The following is an 18,582-nucleotide window of genomic DNA, read 5'->3' on the forward strand; positions in this document are numbered from 1 at the left end:
GCTGCGATCTCTCGTAGCGGGAGGCGAATCATACAGCGTTAAAACCTGCTGTCAACTGCCTTTTTCACCGCTGCCGATCTGTGAGACCGAAGCCTTCCGATACTACCTGAAGCGTTCAACTCATTGAATCCCAAGGAGTTTTGCGTTTCGACTGCGTCGGAAGTGGGGCGCATTATAAGGGGATTCAGAAGGGCGTCAACCGTTTATTTCAATTATTTGAAATATTTAGTGTGAGGACCTTAAGGCGAGCAGGCGCTTGCCGGATAGACGCCACAACACTCAGGGCGACCCAAGACCGTTCGCCAACTTTTCGTATCCTGCCTCTGACGCCCCGCTAGACTGATGCTTCTTACCGCCACGGACACTGCATGCCATGGCCAACGCCATCAGCGCCGACATCGCCATCATCGGCCGCATCAGCGCAGTACCCGCCCTCCTCCAGGTCATCTGCGAGACCACCGGCATGCGCTTTGCCGCCGTGGCACGGGTGACCGAGAACAGCTGGACCGCCTGTGCCGTACTGGACAACCTGGGCCTGGGCCTCAAGCCTGGCGACGAACTCGACGTCACCACGACCTTGTGCCAGGAAACCCGCAGCAGCCACCAGACCATCGTGATCGACCAGGCCAGCGAGGACGAACAGTACGCCCGGCACCACGCGCCCCGGCTCTACCGTTTCGAAAGCTATATCTCAGTGCCGGTGCTGCGCACCGATGGCAGTTTCTTCGGCACCATCAGCGCCCTCGACCCCAGGCCCACCTCACTCAAGGGCAGCGCCATCCAACCCATGATGGAGTCATTCGCCCGCCTGCTGTCGATCCAGATAGAAAGCGAGGAAAGCGCCCAGCGCACCGAGCTGGCCCTGCAGAAGGAACGCGCCATGGCGGAGGTACGCGAGCAATTCATCGCGGTGCTCGGCCACGACCTGCGCAACCCATTGTTCGCCATCACTGCCGGGGCGGAGTTGCTCGTCCAGCGCCTTCAGGACGAACGCAACCGCGTCATCGCCCGCCATATCCAGACCTCCGGCAACCGCGCCGCCCAACTGGTGCGCGACATGCTGGACTTCGCCCGTGGCCGCCTGGGCAGCGGCATCCCCATCAACCAGCAACCCTGCCATGACCTGGGCGAGGCCCTGGCCCATGTCGCCTCGGAGCTGCAGCGCGTGCATCCACAGCGGCGGATCCAGCTGAACATCGGCGACATCGGCGGGCTGCACTGCGACCGCGAACGCATCGCCCAATTGCTCTCCAACCTGATCGCCAACGCCCTGGCCCATGGTGCCGCCGAAGAGCCGGTCACCGTCACCGCGACCCTGCACGACGGTATCTTCGTACTCAGCGTGCACAACCTGGGCGAGCCTATCCCGGCGCAGACCCTGGCACAGCTGTTTCAGCCCTTTTCCCGGCCGCTGTCCAGCAGGTCACAGCAAGGACTGGGGCTGGGGCTTTATATAGCCAACCAGATCGCCTTGGCCCACGGCGGTTCCATGGAGGTCGTATCGAACGCCCAGGTGGGGACGTTGTTCAGCTTCCGCCTGCCCGTCGCCTGGTCAACGGCCAGCACGCCCCCATGACGCTCAACGTTCGGCCTGCGCCTCATGCACCTGCACGCTGGCGGTCATCCCGGCACTGAGGATCATGCCCTGGGGAATATGGTCCAGGCGGATACGGACCGGAATGCGCTGGGCCAGGCGCACCCAGTTGAATGTCGGTTCGACCTCGGGCAACAGTTGGCTGTCGGGGTTGCTGTTGCTGTCGGTGATGCCACGGCTGATGCTTTGCACATGGCCGTCGATCGCCGCGCCGGCGCCCATCAGCCAGACTTTCACCGGGTCGCCGACGTGGATACGCGGCAGCTTGGTCTCTTCGAAATACGCCTGGATATAGAAGGTGGCATCATCCACCAGGGCCATGACCGATTGGCCGGTGTTGACGTAGTTGCCCTGGGCCAGGCGTAGGTTGGTAATGTGCCCGCTGCGCGGGGCCCTTACTTCGCTGCGTTCCAGGTTGATCCTGGCCACGTGCAATTGTGCCTGCGCCTCATGCAACTCGCCCCGGGCGACGGCAGCGTTGATCTGAGCGTTCTCGCGCAGTTCGGCGCTGATCGCATCCGGGCCCAAGGCCGTGCGCCGCGCCGCCTCGCGCTCGCGCAGGCGCAACTGATGGGCACGGGTCTCGGCCACGGCGTTGGCCTGGTCGAAAGCGGCCTGGAAACGCTCGCGATCGATGATCATGAGCAGATCGCCGGCCCTTACTTGCTGGTTGTCCTGGACCTTGAGCTCACGCACCCAACCGGACACATCCGGGGCGATCACCACCACATCCGCGCGCACCCGCGCATCGCGGGTCCAGGGCGTGAGCATGTAGTACTGCCACAAGTGATAACCGGCGAACACGGCGATGGCCACCACGCAGAGGGTAACGAAGGCACGTACGGCTGTACGCATGGGTATCACTCCTTACAAAGGCCCCAGGAAATGCACCACCAGGGACAGGACACAAACGAACAATGCCGCATCGAACAGCGCCTCGTGCCAGATCCACCGCCCCAGCGGCGTGGCCTGCACCACCAGGCGCAGCAGGCCGGTAAGCAGCAGCGCCAGCAATGCATAGATCAGAAACGGGCTGAGCAGCACACCGCCCAGCGCCCATTCACGCAAGCCCATGGATTTCCTCCTGGCGACCGCACCACTTGCCCCAGCTGCTACGCAATTGCAACGCCGCGCCAACAGCCAGGCGCAGCGGGTCGCTAGGTGGCTGACGATGCAGCGCCTCGATGAATTGCTCGGTCGCCGCATCCAGGCGCTGGCTACGCCCTGGTGCAGGCCCACTGGCCAGCACGGCTTCCAACTGCTGCAGGTAATGGCGTTCGGCTGGCCCCAACGGCGCCTGGGCCACGGCCAGACACATGCGCAGGTGCACCAGCTCGTCACCGATGTCCAGTGCATGCACACCATCGTCCCAGCGCTTGCGCTCGGCCTCGGGCAATTCGCTGGCGTGCCGGGCCAGTTGCATCAGACGATCGGCCATACGTCCACCGAACCAGCTGTCGGCACCGCGCAGGTCGCGCCGGGTCAGGCGCACCAGGTCGCTCTGGGTCGCCGCCCGCAGGCGACGCCCGAGCCAGGCCGGGTGGCGCAGCACCACCAGACGGAAGGCCATCACCGCGGCCCCGACACCCAGCAGCATGGCCTGGGCGCTGTTGAGCATGGTTGCGACATCGAACTGCATGGTATTGAGCGGCGCCACCAACACGATGAAATGCAGGCAATAGGACGTGGCGGTTGCACCGGTGCGCGGATGCGCCATGCCCAAGGCGCCCAGGAACAGCGGTACGCCCATCCCCAGGCAGAGCATGGCGAAACTGCTCCATTGCGGCAGCAGGATCTGCCCGACCAAAAAGGCCACGGGAATGGCGAGCAGGATGCCGCGCAGGAAACTCAGGCCGATCTGCGCGCCATTCTCGCGGCTGGCGAACAGGCTGCAGACGACGCAAGTCAGCACCAACCCGCCCGGTGCCGCCGGCCACGCGGTGGCCAGCCAGAAACCGGCCATGGTCAGGAACGCCAGGGCGCTGCGTGAGCCGAACAGCAATGCCAGCGGTAAGTCGCGGTGCGCGGCCAGGCCCTGGGGCACGTCTTTCGGCGCCCTGCCCTGTTCGGCGTCCTGCAAGGCCTGGGTCGCGGCCATGGCGATATCCAGCAACAGGGCCATGCGCGCCAGGCAATAGTGTTCGGCCGAGCTGATCTGCTCATCGTGGGCCGCATCCCAGATGCGCTGGCGCAACAACAGCAGGCTGGGCGAGTCGGGCTCGGCCAGTTGTGCGCGCACCTCGTTCAGCCAAGGCGCCAGCCGATCGGCCTCGGCTTCATCGAGCTGACGCCATTGGCGGCGCACCGAGCGTGAAATACGCAACAACACCATGAGCTTCTGGCTCAGCCCACGAATCGCCCTGGCCCGCTGGCGGCCACGGTTGCCTTCGAACCAGGCGTGTTCACGCTGAGCATCGATGGCGACGATCCGCCCGAGGATTTCCAGCAAGCCCTTGCGCGCCTCGTCCTCGCCGCCCAACATGGCGCTGGAGGCCTGCAAGCCGTTGTGCCAGGCCTGGCGCGCTTGGCCTGCAAGCTGTTGCTCGACCCGCATCGGCCAGAGCAAGGCGCTGGTGGCCGTGGCGCAGACAATCCCCAGACAGATCTCGGTGCAGCGTGCCACCGCCTGGTCGAACACCTGCAGAGGGTGGTTGATCGATGGCAAGGCGATGATCGCCACGGTGTAGCCCGCCAGTACGAACGAGTAGGCCCACGCGCTGCGCAATTGGGTGGAGGCCGCTGTACACAGCGCCAACCACAACGCCAGGGTCAACAGGAACAGCCAGGGTGCCTGGGCGAACAGGCCGATGAACACCACCGACATGAACGTGCCCACCAGCGTGCCGGCCAGGCGGGCCAGGCCCTTCTGCACGACCATGCCCGAAAGCGGCTGGGCGACGATGAACGCGGTCATCAACGCCCATGAAGGTTGTTCCAGCCCCCAACGCATGGCCAGCCACAACGCCAGGCCACCCCCAAGCACGGTCTTGATGGCGAACTTGAGGGCGAGGTTGCTGGGTGCGAACAGGGCCTGGAGGGTAATGGGCACGAATCGGACCTTGCGGGCGGTGATGGTTAGAAAGATAGACAACGGCGCAAGGATAAAGAGTGATGAATTAATTAGCTAGCTAAGCATCATTTTGAGCCACACACCCGCCGCCAAGGCGTTGATAATTCCAGGCAAAAAAAATGGGCGACCGAAGTCGCCCTAAATGCCTTGCGTGCTCATGAATCGGGAAGGATCAGCGCGGCTTGCGCTTGCTTGAGTCCTTCCAGATGAAAATGCCCAGACCGGCGAAGAACACCAACATCAACCCGACCGTTACCACACCGGCGATAACCACATTGTCGAAGAACATGTCGGCCTCCCGTTTCGTCTGCCGTTGTCCGATGGGTGCAAGGTAGCGAATACGGGGGAAGAGAAAATTGACCGGAGTCAATGGTGCCCTGGAGCGGGCACGCGAGGCGGGCGCAGGGTTGACCTGCGTCAAGTTTCAGCGCTTCTTCGGCTTGCCCTTGGGCTTTTTCTTCGGCTTGCCCAGCGGCATAGCCTGCTCGAACGCCTGGCGTACTTCGTTCAGGCGTTTTTCCTTGAGGTCATGGATGCGTTTGGTGCGTTCGGCACCGAAATCGATCAGGTTGTCTTGGCTCATGGGCAGGCTCGACTGACAGCAGAGACTTGCATGATGAAGCCTGGCGCCCGTGCTGACCAGCTCAGACTTCGATGTCCACCAACAACCCCTGGCGGGTGCGTTCGCCCAGAGGAGCCACCGGCACGGTGTTGTCGGCGTTGAGCTCGTCGCCGGGCAAGGCGTTGTAGCGCTCGTCCTGGTCCTTCTGCCGACGTTGCTGCTGGCGACGCTGCTCCTCGCGCAGCAACAGGGCCTGCTCCTGAGGGTCGCGCTGGTGCTTGAGGTCCACGGTGCCATCAGTGGAAGCAGGCTGCGCCGGGACCACCGGAGGGATATCCGGAGTCGGTTTGACCGGGTCCTGTTGCGAAGTCACCGGTGCGGCACTGAGCGGGATGATCGGCGGCAGCATGGAAGGGTCTCCTGTGGCCACTGTATCGGCCGGTCATCGCTTGGACTTGAGCACCGGCCGATCGGAGTGTGCGGTGCATCACAACCTGGCGGGCGGGTTTTACTCGAGGTCTTCGCCCAACGGCTCGTCGGGCGGCGGGCTGGCTTCGCTCCAGGGCCGCTTGTAGACCTGCTGCCACACCGCATCCATATGTTCGCGTATCACCTGCGGTGCATTTTTCAACGATGCACTGTCTTCCCGCTCGCCGCCAATCGGCTCTTCGCCGGCCGGGGTGATCAGCGACTGGCCGGTGATGGTGTAGGCCGCCTGGCCTTCGCGCATCTCGATGGCGATGTCGTGCGGGTCGATGCCACCGCCACAGAAGGCATGGCTGGCCACGGTGAGTTCGGCGACACCGTCCTTGTTCAGGTCGCTGGCGTCGCTGACATCGGTGTAGAAGTCCACGTCCAGGTCCAGCCCCGGGCAGCTGGTTTCCTGCTCGATTTGCCAGCGCGGGGTGAACACGTCCGACTCGGCATTGCGCCCATACAGGGTGGCCTTGAGCATGACCTTGTCCACTTCTTGCTCGGTCTCGGCATCGGTGGCCTGGCCATCGACCCGGCTGAGCACCAGCAACCCTTCGCCGTCACGGTCACGGAAGTGCACGCTCTTGAGCGGCGTACGCACACCCAATACCTCCAGCTGTTCAGCCGGGATCGCAGGCAGGGTTTCGAAGTTCTTCTGTTCACAGGCGGCCAACAGCAGCAAGCTGCCCATGGCCAGGGAGGCGTTCAACCAGCGGTGCTTTGCAGCCATGTGGTATGGGCCCTCGTCGCAGCACGTTGTTCGTCGATGAAGCAGCTAGACTCTAGATTCTTTGGTCTACCGGCCCCTATCCGTTAACATAGTCGGCTTTTTCATCGCGGGAGTTCAGGCAGTATGGCGCAGCAGTATCAACCGGGGCAACGCTGGATCAGCGACAGCGAAGCCGAGCTCGGCCTGGGGACCATCCTGGCGCAGGATGGCCGCCTGTTGACCGTGCTCTACCCGGCCACTGGCGACACCCGCCAGTATTCCCTGCGCAATGCGCCGCTGACCCGCGTGCGTTTCTCGCCGGGCGATCAGATCACGCATTTCGAAGGCTGGAAACTGACCGTACGCGAGGTCGAGGATGCCGATGGGCTGCTGGTCTACCACGGCCTCGACGGGCAGAACCAAGCCCGCGTGCTGCCGGAAACCCAGCTTTCCAACTTCATCCAGTTCCGCCTGGCCAGCGACCGCCTGTTCGCCGGGCAGATCGACCCGCTGTCCTGGTTCTCCCTGCGCTACAACACCCTGCAACACACCAGCAAGCAGATGCTGTCGACGCTCTGGGGCCTGGGCGGCTGCCGCGCGCAACCTATCGCCCACCAGTTGCACATCGCCCGCGAAGTCGCCGACCGGATCGCGCCGCGCGTATTGCTGGCCGACGAAGTGGGCCTGGGCAAGACCATCGAAGCCGGCCTGGTGATCCATCGCCAGCTGCTCAATGGCCGCGCCAGCCGCGTGCTGATACTGGTGCCGGAAAACCTCCAGCACCAGTGGTTGGTGGAAATGCGCCGCCGCTTCAACCTGCAGGTGGCGTTGTTCGATGCCGAGCGCTTCATCGAAAGCGACGCCAGCAACCCGTTCGAGGACGCCCAGCTCGCCCTGGTGGCGCTGGAATGGCTGGTGGACGACGAGAAAGCCCAGGACGCCCTGTTCGCGGCGGGCTGGGACCTGATGGTGGTCGACGAAGCCCACCACCTGGTTTGGCATGAAGAACAGGCCAGCCCGGAATATACCCTGGTCGAGCAACTGGCCCAGGTCATACCTGGCGTGCTGCTGCTCACCGCGACCCCCGAGCAGCTGGGCCAGGACAGCCACTTCGCCCGCCTGCGCCTGCTCGACCCCAACCGCTTCCATGACCTGGCCGCCTTCCGCGCCGAGAGCGAGCACTATCGCCCGGTGGCAGAAGCCGTTCAGGAACTGCTCGACGAAGGCCGCCTTTCGCCCAAGGCCCATGCCACCATCGCCGGCTTCCTTGGCGCCGAGGGCGAGGCGCTGCTAGGCGCGGTCAGTGACGGCGACAGCCAGGCCAGCGCACGGCTGATCCGCGAACTGCTCGACCGCCATGGCACCGGCCGCGTGCTGTTCCGTAACACCCGTGCGGCGATCCAGGGCTTCCCCGAGCGCCAGTTGCATCCCTACCCGCTGCCCAACCCGCAGCAATACGTCGACCTGCCGAGCGGCGAACGTGCCGAGTTGTACCCGGAAGTGGCCTTCCAGGCCCAAGGCGAAGCCGGCGACGACGAACGCTGGTGGCGTTTCGATCCGCGGGTGGACTGGCTGATCGACACCCTGAAGATGCTCAAGCGCACCAAGGTCCTGGTGATCTGCGCCCACGCCGAGACCGCCATGGACCTGGAAGACGCCCTGCGCGTACGCTCCGGCATCCCGGCCACGGTCTTCCATGAAGGCATGAGCATCCTCGAGCGCGACCGTGCCGCCGCCTACTTCGCCGACGAGGAATTTGGCGCCCAGGTACTGATCTGTTCGGAAATCGGCAGCGAAGGCCGCAACTTCCAGTTCGCCCATCACTTGGTGATGTTCGACCTGCCGGCGCACCCGGACCTGCTCGAGCAGCGTATCGGCCGCCTCGACCGGATCGGCCAGAAGCACACCATCGAACTGCATATCCCCTACCTGCAGGACAGCCCGCAAGAGCGCCTGTTCCAGTGGTACCACCTGGGCCTGAACGCCTTCCTCAACACCTGCCCGACCGGCAACGCGCTGCAACACCAGTTCGGCCCGCGTCTGTTGGCGTTGCTCGAGGGCGGCGATGCCAAGGCCTGGGATACGCTGGTGGGCGAGGCACGAACCGAGCGTGAACGCCTGGAAGCCGAGCTGCACACCGGCCGCGACCGCTTGCTGGAGCTCAACTCCGGCGGTGCCGGCGAAGGCCAGGCGCTGGTCGAGGACATTCTCGAGCAGGACGACCAGTTCGCCCTGCCGATCTACATGGAGACCCTGTTCGACGCCTTCGGCATCGACAGCGAAGACCATTCGGAAAACGCCCTGATCCTCAAGCCGAGCGAGAAGATGCTCGACGCCAGCTTCCCGCTGGGCGACGACGAAGGCGTGACCATCACCTACGACCGCAACCAGGCGCTGTCGCGCGAGGACATGCAGTTCCTGACCTGGGAGCACCCGATGGTCCAGGGCGGCATGGACCTGGTACTGTCCGGCTCCATGGGCAACACCGCCGTGGCGCTGATCAAGAACAAGGCGCTCAAGCCCGGCACCGTGCTGCTCGAGCTGCTCTATGTCAGCGAGGTGGTAGCCCCGCGGAGCCTGCAGCTGGGCCGTTATCTGCCTCCGGCTGCCCTGCGCTGCCTGCTCGATGCCAACGGCAACGACCTGGCCCCGCGCGTGGCCTTCGAAACCCTCAACGACCAGCTGGAAAGCGTGCCCAAGGCCAGCGCCAACAAGTTCGTCCAGGCTCAGCGTGACGTGCTGGCCAAGCGTATCGCCGATGGCGAGGCCAAGGTCATGCCGACCCATGTCGAGCGCGTGGCCGAGGCCCAGCGCCGCCTGGCAGCGCAGGCCGACGAAGAACTGGCTCGCCTGACCGCACTCAAGGCCGTCAACCCGAGCGTGCGTGACAGCGAGATCGATGCCCTGCGCAAGCAGCGTGAAGACGGGCTGGCCATGCTCGACAAGGCCGCCCTGCGCCTGGAGGCGATCCGCGTGCTGGTCGCCGGCTGATTGCGCGGTAAAAAGGGCTGCTTTGCAGCCCATCGCGGCACAAGGCCGCTCCTACAAGGACGGCCCTCGCCTCCTGTAGGAGCGGCCTTATGCCGCGAAAGGGGCGTAAAACGCTCCCGCGCCTTAGAACGCCCCGCTATCAAGCCAATATCCAAATGGTTGAAATCAAAATGCCATTAACCAGGCTGACTTAAACGCTCATTCCTATACTGCTGCTGAACGGTCTCCTCCGGCTTTTTGGGGACGAGTGAGAACTCGACGAAGAGGCGAGCAATGGAGTGGTTGGGACTGCACCTGTTCGACACGCTGCCGGCAACCGGCCAAATCATCCTCGACTGCCGCCACGATCCCCTCTTGGTGCTGCTTGCCTATGGGATTGCGTGCATCGCGTGCTTCGCGACCCTGGACATGACCGAGCGCCAGAGCCAAAGCGAAGACCCCACCGCCCGTCGACAATGGCGTGTGCTTGGCGCTTGTTGCCTGGCGGCTGGCATCTGGGCGCTGCACTTCACTAGCCTATTGGCCCTGCAAGCACCGGTGGACGTGCGCTACGACGTGCCCTTGACCGGCCTGTCGCTGCTGATCGCCCTGCTCACCGCCTGGCTGACGATGAACAGCCTCGATCGCGTCGACATGCGCCCTCGCCATTACGTGAAGGGTGCCCTGTTCATCGGGCTGGGCGTCACGGTAATGCACTACGTGGGCATGGCAGCGCTGAACACCAGCGCACGCCCGTACTATCACCCCGAACTGTCATTGGCTTCGCTGGGCATCGCCATGGCGGCCAGCCTCGCGGCCTTGGTGATGGCGCGCTTTTTCAGCAAGGGCAGCGGCACCCTGCACCTGGCCAGCAAATACGCGGCCAGCCTGCTCATGGGCGGCGGCCTGCTGCTGACCCACTTCGCCAGCATGGCTGCGATGACCCTGGTGGTGCCGGCCGGCAGCGCCCTGCACCTGCCTTCGGTCGACAACAGCCTGCAACTGGCCCTGACCGTGGCCTTCATCACCCTGTTGATCAGCGGCAGCAGCATCAGTGCCGCCCTGGCGGACCGCAAGCTGCAAAGCAAGGAGCACGACCTGCGCCGGGTCAACATGCTGCTCAGCCAGCTGGACCAGGCCCGCGCTTCGTTGCAACAGGCGGCTCATTACGATGCCCTGACCAACCTGGTCAACCGCCGTGGGTTCAACCAGGTATTCGCCGAGCGCCTGGCCGAACTCTCGGTCAACGAAAGCATGCTGGCCGTGATGTTCCTCGATATCGACCACTTCAAGCGCATCAATGACAGCCTCGGCCATGCCGCGGGCGATGAATTGCTCAAAGTGATTGCCGGCCATATCAAGGCCGCTACCCGCAACCACGACCTGGTGGCACGCTTCGGTGGCGACGAATTCTGCATCGTCACCAGCCTCAACAGCCGTGACGAGGCACGCCACCTGGCGCAGCGCATCATGCAGCGGATGAAGGACCCGATCGACCTGGGGGGCCGGCGCATGGTCATGACCACCAGCATCGGCATCAGCATCTTCCCCGATGACGGGCGCACCGCCGAGGAACTGCTCAAGAACGCTGACCTTGCGCTTTACCAGTCCAAAGGCTGCGGTCGCAACAGCCTGAACTTCTTCAACAACAGCCTGAAGACCCGCGCGACGCTAGAGTTGCAACTGGAGGAGGAGCTGCGGATCGCGCTGCTCGAAGAGCGTGGCTTGTGCGTGCACTACCAACCGATCTTCGACCTGCACAACGGCCAGGTGGCCAAGCTGGAAGCCCTGGTGCGCTGGCAACACCCCCAGCATGGCCTGCTGAGCCCGGACCGCTTCATCGGCATCGCCGAGGCCAATGGCCTGATCGCCGACCTCGACCTTTGGGTGTTGCACCGCGCCTGCAAGGACCTGGCCTCGCTGCATCGCCAGGGCCACGCCAACCTCAAGGTCACGGTCAACTGCTCGGCCGTGACCCTGGGCCGCGAGGTATTGCCCAACGAAGTGGAAATGGCCTTGTTCGAGGCTGGCCTGGCTCCAAGGTACCTGGAGTTGGAGGTCACCGAGAATGCGCTGATGGGCGATATCCAGCGGGTCGTCAGCCTGCTCAAGCGGGTACGCGCACAGGGCGTTGCCTTGTCGATCGATGATTTCGGCACGGGCTATTCATCGCTGGCTTACCTCAAGCGTCTGCCCCTGGACGTGCTGAAGATCGATCGATCGTTCATCCAGGAAGTACCCGGCAGCCAGAAGGACCGCGAGATCGTTCAGGCCATCATCGTCATGGCCCACACCCTGCACCTGCAGGTGGTAACCGAAGGCGTCGAGACCCTCGAACAACACGCGTTCCTCGCCGCCCATGGTTGCGATTACCTGCAGGGCTACCTGCTCAGCCGCCCGGTGGCGCTGGCCGAGCTGCGATCGCCCCTCGAGCGGCTCGACTGCCAGGCCGCAGGCTTCAATCCTTGTTGCGATACAGTTCGACCAAGGTCGCTGGATCTTTTTGCAGATACCCCTGGCTACCATGCAAGCGCATCAGTTGCGCGGCAAGGCCACTGACCGGGGTCGCCGAACCCTGCTCGCGGGAAAACTTCACGGCGGTATCCAGGTCCTTGAGCAATGTGCGCACATGCCATTTGATCGGCTCGAAGCGGCTCTCGGCCATCTGCGGCGCGAGGATCTGCAACGGCTTGGAGTCGGCGAAGCCTCCGGCCAGGGCCTCGGCGATCAACCGCGCATCCACACCGGACTGCTCGGCCAGGGCCACCACCTCGGCAATCACCAGAGCATTGCAGGCGACAATCATCTGGTTGCAGGCCTTGGTCACCTGGCCTGCGCCGACGGCGCCCATGTGGGTCACCCGCTGCCCGAGCGTCAACAGCACCGGGCGGGCGCGCTCCAAGTCCTGCTGCTCGCCGCCGACCATGATCGCCAGGGTGCCGGCCTCGGCCCCCGGGGTGCCACCGGAAACCGGGGCATCCAGCCAAGCCATGCCGCACAGCGCCGCCAACTCGGCGGCCATCTCGCGAGTGGCTGTCGGCTCCAGGCTGGAGAAGTCCACCAGCAACTGCCCTTCGTGCCCACCTTCGGCGACACCTGCCTCGCCGAACACCACCTCGCGCACCACCGCCGTGTCAGCCAGGCACAGCAGCACCATGTCGGTATCGCGGCACAACTCGGCAGGGGTCGCGGCCAGCCGTGCGCCAGCGGCCACCAGTTCGGCACATTTTTCCGGGCTACGGTTCCATACCGTCAAGGGGTAACCCGCCGCCAGCAAGCGCCGACACATCGGCAACCCCATCAGGCCGATCCCGGCGAACCCCAGCGAAGGCAATGCAGTACTCATGAGCGACTCCATAACAGATGAACAAGAAGCACGGAGGCGGATCATACATCGCCGTGCTGTCGCGCATGGCACACAGGCCCATGCGTAACGAACAGAGCCTGATTACGCATATCGTAAACTGTTACCGCAGTGCCGAATTCCCAGCCACTGTTACCAACGGCCACCTTGGCTGAACGCCGACAAGCATCCGTTGCCCTGCTCTGTGCATTTTCACGCACCAAAACGGAGCAGCATCACTGGGCTTTCTTTTCTTGCATCACCACGAACGGCGAAACCACCACCGCCCAGATCGGCGGATCACGGCGCTGGAAGTCGAGCGCCTGCTCCGCGGAAACGGGCGCGACAGTGCCATCATCACGCCACTTGGCGAAGATCTCGCTGCGATTCTCGGCCATTGCCTCGGCAACGGCGATGAGGTCCAGGCTCGGGTCGACCCAAATCAGGTCACCCTTGGCCCAGAAACGCTCCAGTGCCTTCCACTCGATGGTTGCCGTCTCGCCGAGCAATTTGGCATAGAGGGTGCTTACTTGATCGGTCATGGGTTGCTCCAAAAAAATTCGGCCAGGAAAAAAGGCCGGCATTTTTGCAGAAAAACCCGGTTTCAAATATGTAATTTGATCGATTAACCCCGAAGTTGTGGGGTGGGGGCAAAGATGCAGGCAAAGTAATGGCGCTTTTCTGTATCTTTGTTTCGATCAGGCGACACCCTGGGGAACTGGCACTTTTCGCCCGCTTTTCAAGCGCTCGAAGGGCGCTCTACACTGTACCGGTACAGTTCCGGGACATGTTCCGGGGAAGGTGGGCTTGCGACATGGCGTGGCCGTGCCGGAGACCACCCGATCTGTAGCCCTGGCCGCCAGGACTATAAGAATTACAACAGAATGAGTGGAGCACTATGATCAAGATTTCCAAGCTGTTCGCCGCAATGGTACTGGCCGGGGTTGCCAGCCATTCGTTTGCCGCCGATACCATCAAGATCGGTATCGCCGGGCCCAAGACCGGTCCGGTCACCCAGTACGGCGACATGCAGTTCGTTGGCGCCAAGCAGGCCATCAAGGACATCAACGCCAAGGGTGGCATCGACGGCAAGATGCTCGAAGCCAAGGAATACGACGACGCCTGCGACCCTAAACAGGCCGTGGCCGTCGCCAACAAAGTGGTCAACGACGGCGTCAAGTTCGTGGTCGGCCACCTGTGCTCCAGCTCCACCCAGCCTGCGTCCGATATCTACGAAGACGAAGGCGTGATCATGATCACCCCGGCTGCCACCAGCCCGGAAATCACAGCCCGTGGCTACAAGCTGGTGTTCCGCACCATCGGCCTGGACAGCGCCCAGGGCCCTGCCGCCGGCAACTACATCGCCGATCACGTCAAGCCGAAGATCGTCGCGGTCCTGCACGACAAGCAGCAGTACGGCGAAGGTATCGCCACCGCGGTCAAACAGACCCTGGAAGGCAAGAACGTCAAAGTCGCGGTCTTCGAAGGCCTGAACGCCGGTGACAAGGACTTCTCCTCGATCATCCAGAAGCTCAAGCAGAACAATGTCGACTTCGTCTATTACGGCGGCTACCACCCAGAGCTGGGCCTGATCCTGCGCCAAGCCCAGGAAAAAGGCCTGAAGGCCAAGTTCATGGGTCCGGAAGGCGTCGGCAACGACTCCATTTCGCAGATCGCCCAGAATGCCTCCGAAGGCCTGCTGGTCACCCTGCCCAAGTCGTTCGACGCCGACCCGGCGAACAAGGCCATCGTCGACGCCATCAAGGCCGACGGCAAGGACCCGAGCGGTCCGTTCGTGTTCCCGGCCTACTCCGCCGTCCAGGTGATCGCTGACGGTATCAAGGCCGCCGGCTCCAGCGACGACGCCGAGAAAGTGGCCGAGGCAATCCACAAGGGCACCTTCAAGACCCCGACCGGCGACCTGTCGTTCGACGACAAGGGCGACCTCAAAGACTTCAAGTTCGTGGTCTACGAATGGCACTTCGGCAAGCCGAAGACCGAAGTCTCCCCTCAGTAACTGCGTGACTAATAGCTGACCGTAAAAGCCCACTGTGCGAGCAGTGGGCTTTGTTTTACGAGGTTCATGGGCCTGATCCCCGCGATCCGGGGGCGGGCCCACCTGAAAATCTTAAAACCGTCACCCGCGGTTTCCTGGCCGTACCCCTGCCAGTGAAATGCAAATCAGGTTTTTAGGAGCGCTGTAATGCCTGAGATCTACCATTTCTTCCAACAACTGGTTAATGGATTGACCATCGGCAGCACCTATGCCTTGATCGCCATCGGCTACACCATGGTGTACGGCATCATCGGCATGATCAACTTCGCCCACGGCGAGGTGTACATGATCGGTTCCTACGTGGCCTTCATCGCCCTGGCGGGCCTGGCCATGATGGGCATCGATTCGCTGCCCCTGCTGATGACCGTGGCCTTCATCGCCACCATCGTCGTGACCAGTGCCTATGGCTACAGCATCGAACGGGTTGCCTACCGCCCCCTGCGCAACAGCAACCGCCTGATCCCGCTGATTTCCGCCATCGGCATGTCGATCTTCCTGCAGAACACCGTCCTGCTTTCGCAGGATTCCAAGGACAAGTCCATCCCCAACCTGATTCCCGGATCCATCTCCTTCGGGCCAGGCGGTGCCGAGGAAGTGCTGGTGTCCTACATGCAGATCCTGGTGTTCGTGGTCACCCTGGTAGCCATGACCTGCCTGACCCTGTTCATCTCCCGTTCCCGCCTGGGGCGCGCCTGCCGTGCCTGCGCCGAGGACATCAAGATGGCCAACCTGCTGGGCATCAACACCAATAACATCATCGCCCTGACCTTCGTCATCGGTGCCGCGCTGGCGGCGGTGGCGGCCGTGCTGCTGAGCATGCAGTACGGGGTGATCAACCCCAACGCGGGTTTCCTGGTGGGCCTGAAGGCCTTCACCGCGGCGGTTCTGGGCGGCATCGGCAGTATCCCGGGCGCCATGCTCGGTGGCCTGGTGCTGGGCGTGGCCGAAGCCTTCGGCGCCGACATCTTCGGCGACCAGTACAAGGACGTGGTGGCATTCGGACTCTTGGTTCTTGTCCTGCTGTTCCGGCCGACCGGCATCCTGGGCCGTCCGGAGGTTGAAAAAGTATGAACAGAAATCTCAAACAGGCGCTGTTCAGCGTCGCCCTGGTCTGGGCCGTGGCCTTCCCGGTGCTGGGCCTGAAGCTCAGCATCGACGGCATCAACCTGGTGGTTCACAGCCAGGGGCCGTTCACCCTCTCGATCATCGCCATCTGCTCGGTGCTGATGTTCTTGCGCGTGCTGTTCGACAAGCAGTGGAGCGCAATGATGCGCGGGCGCTCCGACCGCAAGCTGGTTCCGGCGTCGGTCACCCACTACCTGACCCTGCCCAAGACCCAGCGCTGGGTCATCATGGGCCTGATCGTGGTGGCGCTGGTCTGGCCGTTCTTCGGCTCGCGGGGCGCGGTCGACATCGCCACGCTGATCCTCATCTACGTGCTGCTGGGCCTTGGCCTGAACATCGTGGTGGGCCTGGCGGGCCTGCTGGACCTCGGCTACGTCGGCTTCTACGCCGTCGGCGCCTACAGCTACGCCCTGCTGTCGCACTACTTCGGCCTGAGCTTCTGGATCTGCCTGCCGATCGCCGGCCTCATGGCGGCGACCTTCGGCTTCCTGCTCGGCTTCCCGGTGCTGCGCCTGCGGGGTGACTACCTGGCGATCGTGACCCTGGGCTTTGGCGAGATCATCCGCCTGTTCCTGCGTAACCTTACCGGCCTGACCGGTGGCCCCAACGGCATCAGCAACATCGAGAAACCGACCTTCTTCGGCCTGACCTTCGAACGTCGCGCCGCCGAAGGGATGCAGACCTTCCATGAGTTCTTCGGCCTGCAGTACAACTCGATCAACAAAGTGATCTTCCTCTACCTGGTCGCCCTGTTGCTGGCGTTGCTGGCGCTGTTCGTGATCAACCGCCTGCTGCGCATGCCGATCGGCCGCGCCTGGGAAGCGCTGCGCGAGGACGAGATCGCCTGTCGTGCACTGGGCCTGAACCCGACCGTGATCAAGCTGTCGGCCTTCACCCTGGGTGCCTGCTTCGCCGGTTTCGCCGGCAGCTTCTTCGCTGCGCGCCAAGGGCTGGTAACACCGGAGTCGTTCACCTTCATCGAGTCGGCGATCATCCTCGCCATCGTCGTGCTCGGCGGCATGGGCTCTCAGTTGGGCGTGATCCTCGCGGCCATCGTGATGATCCTGCTGCCGGAGCTGATGCGTGAGTTCAGCGAGTACCGCATGTTGATGTTCGGTGCGCTGATGGTGTTGATGATGATCTGGCGTCCGCAGGGCCTGCTGCCCATGCAACGTCCCCATATGGAGCTGCGTCGATGAGCCGCGAAATTCTGCAAGTCAGCGGCCTGAGCATGCGCTTCGGCGGCTTGTTGGCGGTCAACGGCGTGGGCCTGACCGTCAAGGAAAAACAGGTGGTGGCATTGATCGGCCCCAACGGTGCAGGCAAGACCACCGTGTTCAACTGCCTGACCGGCTTCTACAAGCCCAGCGGCGGCACCATCCTGCTCGATGGCCAGCCGATCCAGGGCCTGGCCGGCCACCAGATCGCCCGCAAGGGCGTGGTACGGACTTTCCAGAACGTGCGCCTGTTCAAGGAGATGACCGCGCTGGAAAACCTGCTGATCGCCCAGCACCGCCATTTGAACACCAATTTCTTCGCCGGCCTGTTCAAGACACCGAGCTTCCGCCGCAGCGAGAAGGAGGCCATGGAGCGCGCGCAGTACTGGCTGGAGAAGGTCAACCTGACCGAGTTCGCCAACCGTACCGCCGGCACACTGGCCTACGGCCAGCAGCGCCGCCTGGAAATCGCCCGCTGCATGATGACCCAGCCCCGGATCATCATGCTCGACGAACCCGCCGCCGGCCTGAACCCCAAGGAGACCGAGGACCTCAAGGCCCTGATCGCCTACCTGCGCGAATCCCACAACGTGACCGTGCTGCTGATCGAGCACGACATGAAGCTGGTGATGAGCATTTCCGACCACATCGTGGTGATCAACCAGGGCACGCCCCTGGCCGATGGCACGCCGGAAGAGATTCGCGGCAACCCTGATGTGATCAAGGCCTACCTGGGGGAGGCGTAAATGCTGAAGTTCGAGAACGTTTCCACCTTCTACGGCAAGATCCAGGCGCTGCACAGTGTCAACGTGGAGATCAACCAAGGCGAGATCGTCACCCTGATCGGCGCCAACGGCGCCGGCAAGTCGACCCTGCTGATGACCCTCTGTGGCTCACCACAGGCTCACAGTGGCAGCATCAAGTACCTGGGTGAGGAGCTGGTCGGCCAGCCCTCTTCGCACATCATGCGCAAGAGCATCGCGGTGGTGCCGGAAGGTCGCCGAGTGTTCGCCCGCCTGACCGTGGAAGAGAACCTGGCGATGGGCGGCTTCTTCACCAACAAGGGCGACTACCAGGAGCAGTTGGACAAGGTCCTGGAGCTCTTCCCTCGCCTGAAGGAGCGCTACGTGCAGCGTGGCGGCACCATGTCCGGCGGCGAGCAGCAGATGCTGGCCATCGGCCGGGCGCTGATGAGCAAGCCCAAGCTGCTGTTGCTCGACGAACCGTCCCTGGGCCTGGCACCGATCATCATCCAGCAGATCTTCGACATCATCGAACAGCTGCGTCGCGACGGCGTGACGGTGTTCCTGGTGGAGCAGAACGCCAACCAGGCGTTGAAGATCGCCGATCGCGCCTATGTGCTGGAGAACGGCAAGGTGGTGATGCAGGGTACCGGCGAAGCATTGCTGGTAGACCCGAAAGTGCGCGACGCCTACCTGGGCGGTTGAGCAACACGGGTTGG

Annotated in this window: 17 protein-coding genes; 8 read left to right on the forward strand and 9 right to left on the reverse strand. The window is 63.3% G+C overall.

Features of this window, described 5'->3' with window-relative positions; all coding sequences use genetic code 11:
- Positions 1-373: 373 nt before the first annotated feature.
- Positions 374-1,576, forward strand: a complete 1,203-nt coding sequence (locus ACNFG0_RS07585; protein ID WP_416764384.1) for an ATP-binding protein — start codon at positions 374-376, stop codon at positions 1,574-1,576.
- A 3-nt stretch (positions 1,577-1,579) separates the two neighbouring features.
- Here the strand turns inward: ACNFG0_RS07585 and ACNFG0_RS07590 are convergent, their stop codons facing one another.
- The 7 genes from ACNFG0_RS07590 to ACNFG0_RS07620 form a co-directional block, all read right to left on the reverse strand.
- Complete coding sequence (locus ACNFG0_RS07590; protein WP_416764385.1) at positions 1,580-2,449, reverse strand: efflux RND transporter periplasmic adaptor subunit; 870 nt, start codon at positions 2,447-2,449, stop codon at positions 1,580-1,582.
- A gap of 12 nt (positions 2,450-2,461) precedes the next feature.
- On the reverse strand, positions 2,462-2,668 hold the full coding sequence (locus tag ACNFG0_RS07595; RefSeq protein ID WP_416764387.1) for a DUF1656 domain-containing protein: 207 nt from the start codon (positions 2,666-2,668) through the stop codon (positions 2,462-2,464).
- The gene (locus tag ACNFG0_RS07600; RefSeq protein ID WP_196146887.1) at positions 2,655-4,643 is read right to left on the reverse strand and encodes an FUSC family protein; all 1,989 of its coding nucleotides are present in this window, start codon (positions 4,641-4,643) and stop codon (positions 2,655-2,657) included. Before ACNFG0_RS07600 ends, ACNFG0_RS07595 begins: the two co-directional genes overlap by 14 nt.
- Before the next feature lie 193 nt (positions 4,644-4,836).
- Positions 4,837-4,953, reverse strand: a complete 117-nt coding sequence (gene ccoM, locus ACNFG0_RS07605) for a cytochrome c oxidase subunit CcoM (protein ID WP_301178464.1) — start codon at positions 4,951-4,953, stop codon at positions 4,837-4,839.
- Positions 4,954-5,088: 135 nt separating this feature from the next.
- Positions 5,089-5,247 (reverse strand): hypothetical protein, encoded by a 159-nt coding sequence (locus tag ACNFG0_RS07610; RefSeq protein ID WP_196146888.1) that lies wholly within the window; start codon positions 5,245-5,247, stop codon positions 5,089-5,091.
- Positions 5,248-5,308: 61 nt separating this feature from the next.
- Entirely contained in the window at positions 5,309-5,635 is a 327-nt protein-coding gene (locus ACNFG0_RS07615; protein WP_416764388.1) for an aspartate-semialdehyde dehydrogenase, read from the reverse strand.
- Between the two features lie 99 nt (positions 5,636-5,734).
- The gene (locus ACNFG0_RS07620; RefSeq protein WP_196146890.1) at positions 5,735-6,430 is read right to left on the reverse strand and encodes a M949_RS01915 family surface polysaccharide biosynthesis protein; all 696 of its coding nucleotides are present in this window, start codon (positions 6,428-6,430) and stop codon (positions 5,735-5,737) included.
- A gap of 123 nt (positions 6,431-6,553) precedes the next feature.
- On the opposite strand from ACNFG0_RS07620, the gene rapA reads away from it, so the two are divergent.
- Positions 6,554-9,400, forward strand: coding sequence for an RNA polymerase-associated protein RapA (rapA, locus tag ACNFG0_RS07625; RefSeq protein WP_196156371.1), 2,847 nt, complete (start codon positions 6,554-6,556; stop codon positions 9,398-9,400).
- A 273-nt stretch (positions 9,401-9,673) separates the two neighbouring features.
- The gene (locus tag ACNFG0_RS07630; protein ID WP_416764389.1) at positions 9,674-11,938 is read left to right on the forward strand and encodes a putative bifunctional diguanylate cyclase/phosphodiesterase; all 2,265 of its coding nucleotides are present in this window, start codon (positions 9,674-9,676) and stop codon (positions 11,936-11,938) included.
- Here the strand turns inward: ACNFG0_RS07630 and ACNFG0_RS07635 are convergent.
- Positions 11,838-12,725, reverse strand: coding sequence for an NAD(P)-dependent oxidoreductase (locus tag ACNFG0_RS07635; RefSeq protein WP_196146893.1), 888 nt, complete (start codon positions 12,723-12,725; stop codon positions 11,838-11,840). The two genes, ACNFG0_RS07630 and ACNFG0_RS07635, sit on opposite strands and share 101 nt — an antisense overlap.
- A 233-nt stretch (positions 12,726-12,958) precedes the next feature.
- A complete protein-coding gene (locus ACNFG0_RS07640; protein WP_196146894.1) occupies positions 12,959-13,264 on the reverse strand; it encodes a DUF2288 domain-containing protein in 306 nt (101 codons plus the stop codon).
- 356 nt (positions 13,265-13,620) lie between these two features.
- Between ACNFG0_RS07640 and ACNFG0_RS07645 the strand changes: the two genes are divergently transcribed.
- The 5 genes from ACNFG0_RS07645 to ACNFG0_RS07665 all read left to right on the forward strand — a co-directional run bounded on the left by ACNFG0_RS07645 (position 13,621) and on the right by ACNFG0_RS07665 (position 18,568).
- Positions 13,621-14,739, forward strand: a complete 1,119-nt coding sequence (locus ACNFG0_RS07645) for a branched-chain amino acid ABC transporter substrate-binding protein (protein ID WP_196146895.1) — start codon at positions 13,621-13,623, stop codon at positions 14,737-14,739.
- Between the two features lie 186 nt (positions 14,740-14,925).
- Positions 14,926-15,849 carry a high-affinity branched-chain amino acid ABC transporter permease LivH gene (gene livH / locus ACNFG0_RS07650; RefSeq protein ID WP_084856094.1) on the forward strand — a complete coding sequence of 308 codons (924 nt, stop codon included), beginning with the start codon at positions 14,926-14,928 and terminating at the stop codon, positions 15,847-15,849.
- On the forward strand, positions 15,846-17,102 hold the full coding sequence (locus ACNFG0_RS07655) for a high-affinity branched-chain amino acid ABC transporter permease LivM (RefSeq protein ID WP_416764390.1): 1,257 nt from the start codon (positions 15,846-15,848) through the stop codon (positions 17,100-17,102). The genes livH and ACNFG0_RS07655 overlap by 4 nt, the downstream gene beginning before the upstream one ends.
- On the forward strand, positions 17,099-17,866 hold the full coding sequence (livG, locus tag ACNFG0_RS07660) for a high-affinity branched-chain amino acid ABC transporter ATP-binding protein LivG (protein ID WP_084856089.1): 768 nt from the start codon (positions 17,099-17,101) through the stop codon (positions 17,864-17,866). The genes ACNFG0_RS07655 and livG overlap by 4 nt, the downstream gene beginning before the upstream one ends.
- Positions 17,867-18,568, forward strand: a complete 702-nt coding sequence (locus tag ACNFG0_RS07665) for an ABC transporter ATP-binding protein (RefSeq protein WP_416764392.1) — start codon at positions 17,867-17,869, stop codon at positions 18,566-18,568.
- The last annotated feature ends 14 nt before the right edge of the window (positions 18,569-18,582 follow it).

The organism is Pseudomonas sp. NY15372, from assembly GCF_048068215.1.
Classification (GTDB): Bacteria; Pseudomonadota; Gammaproteobacteria; order Pseudomonadales; family Pseudomonadaceae; genus Aquipseudomonas; species Aquipseudomonas guariconensis_A.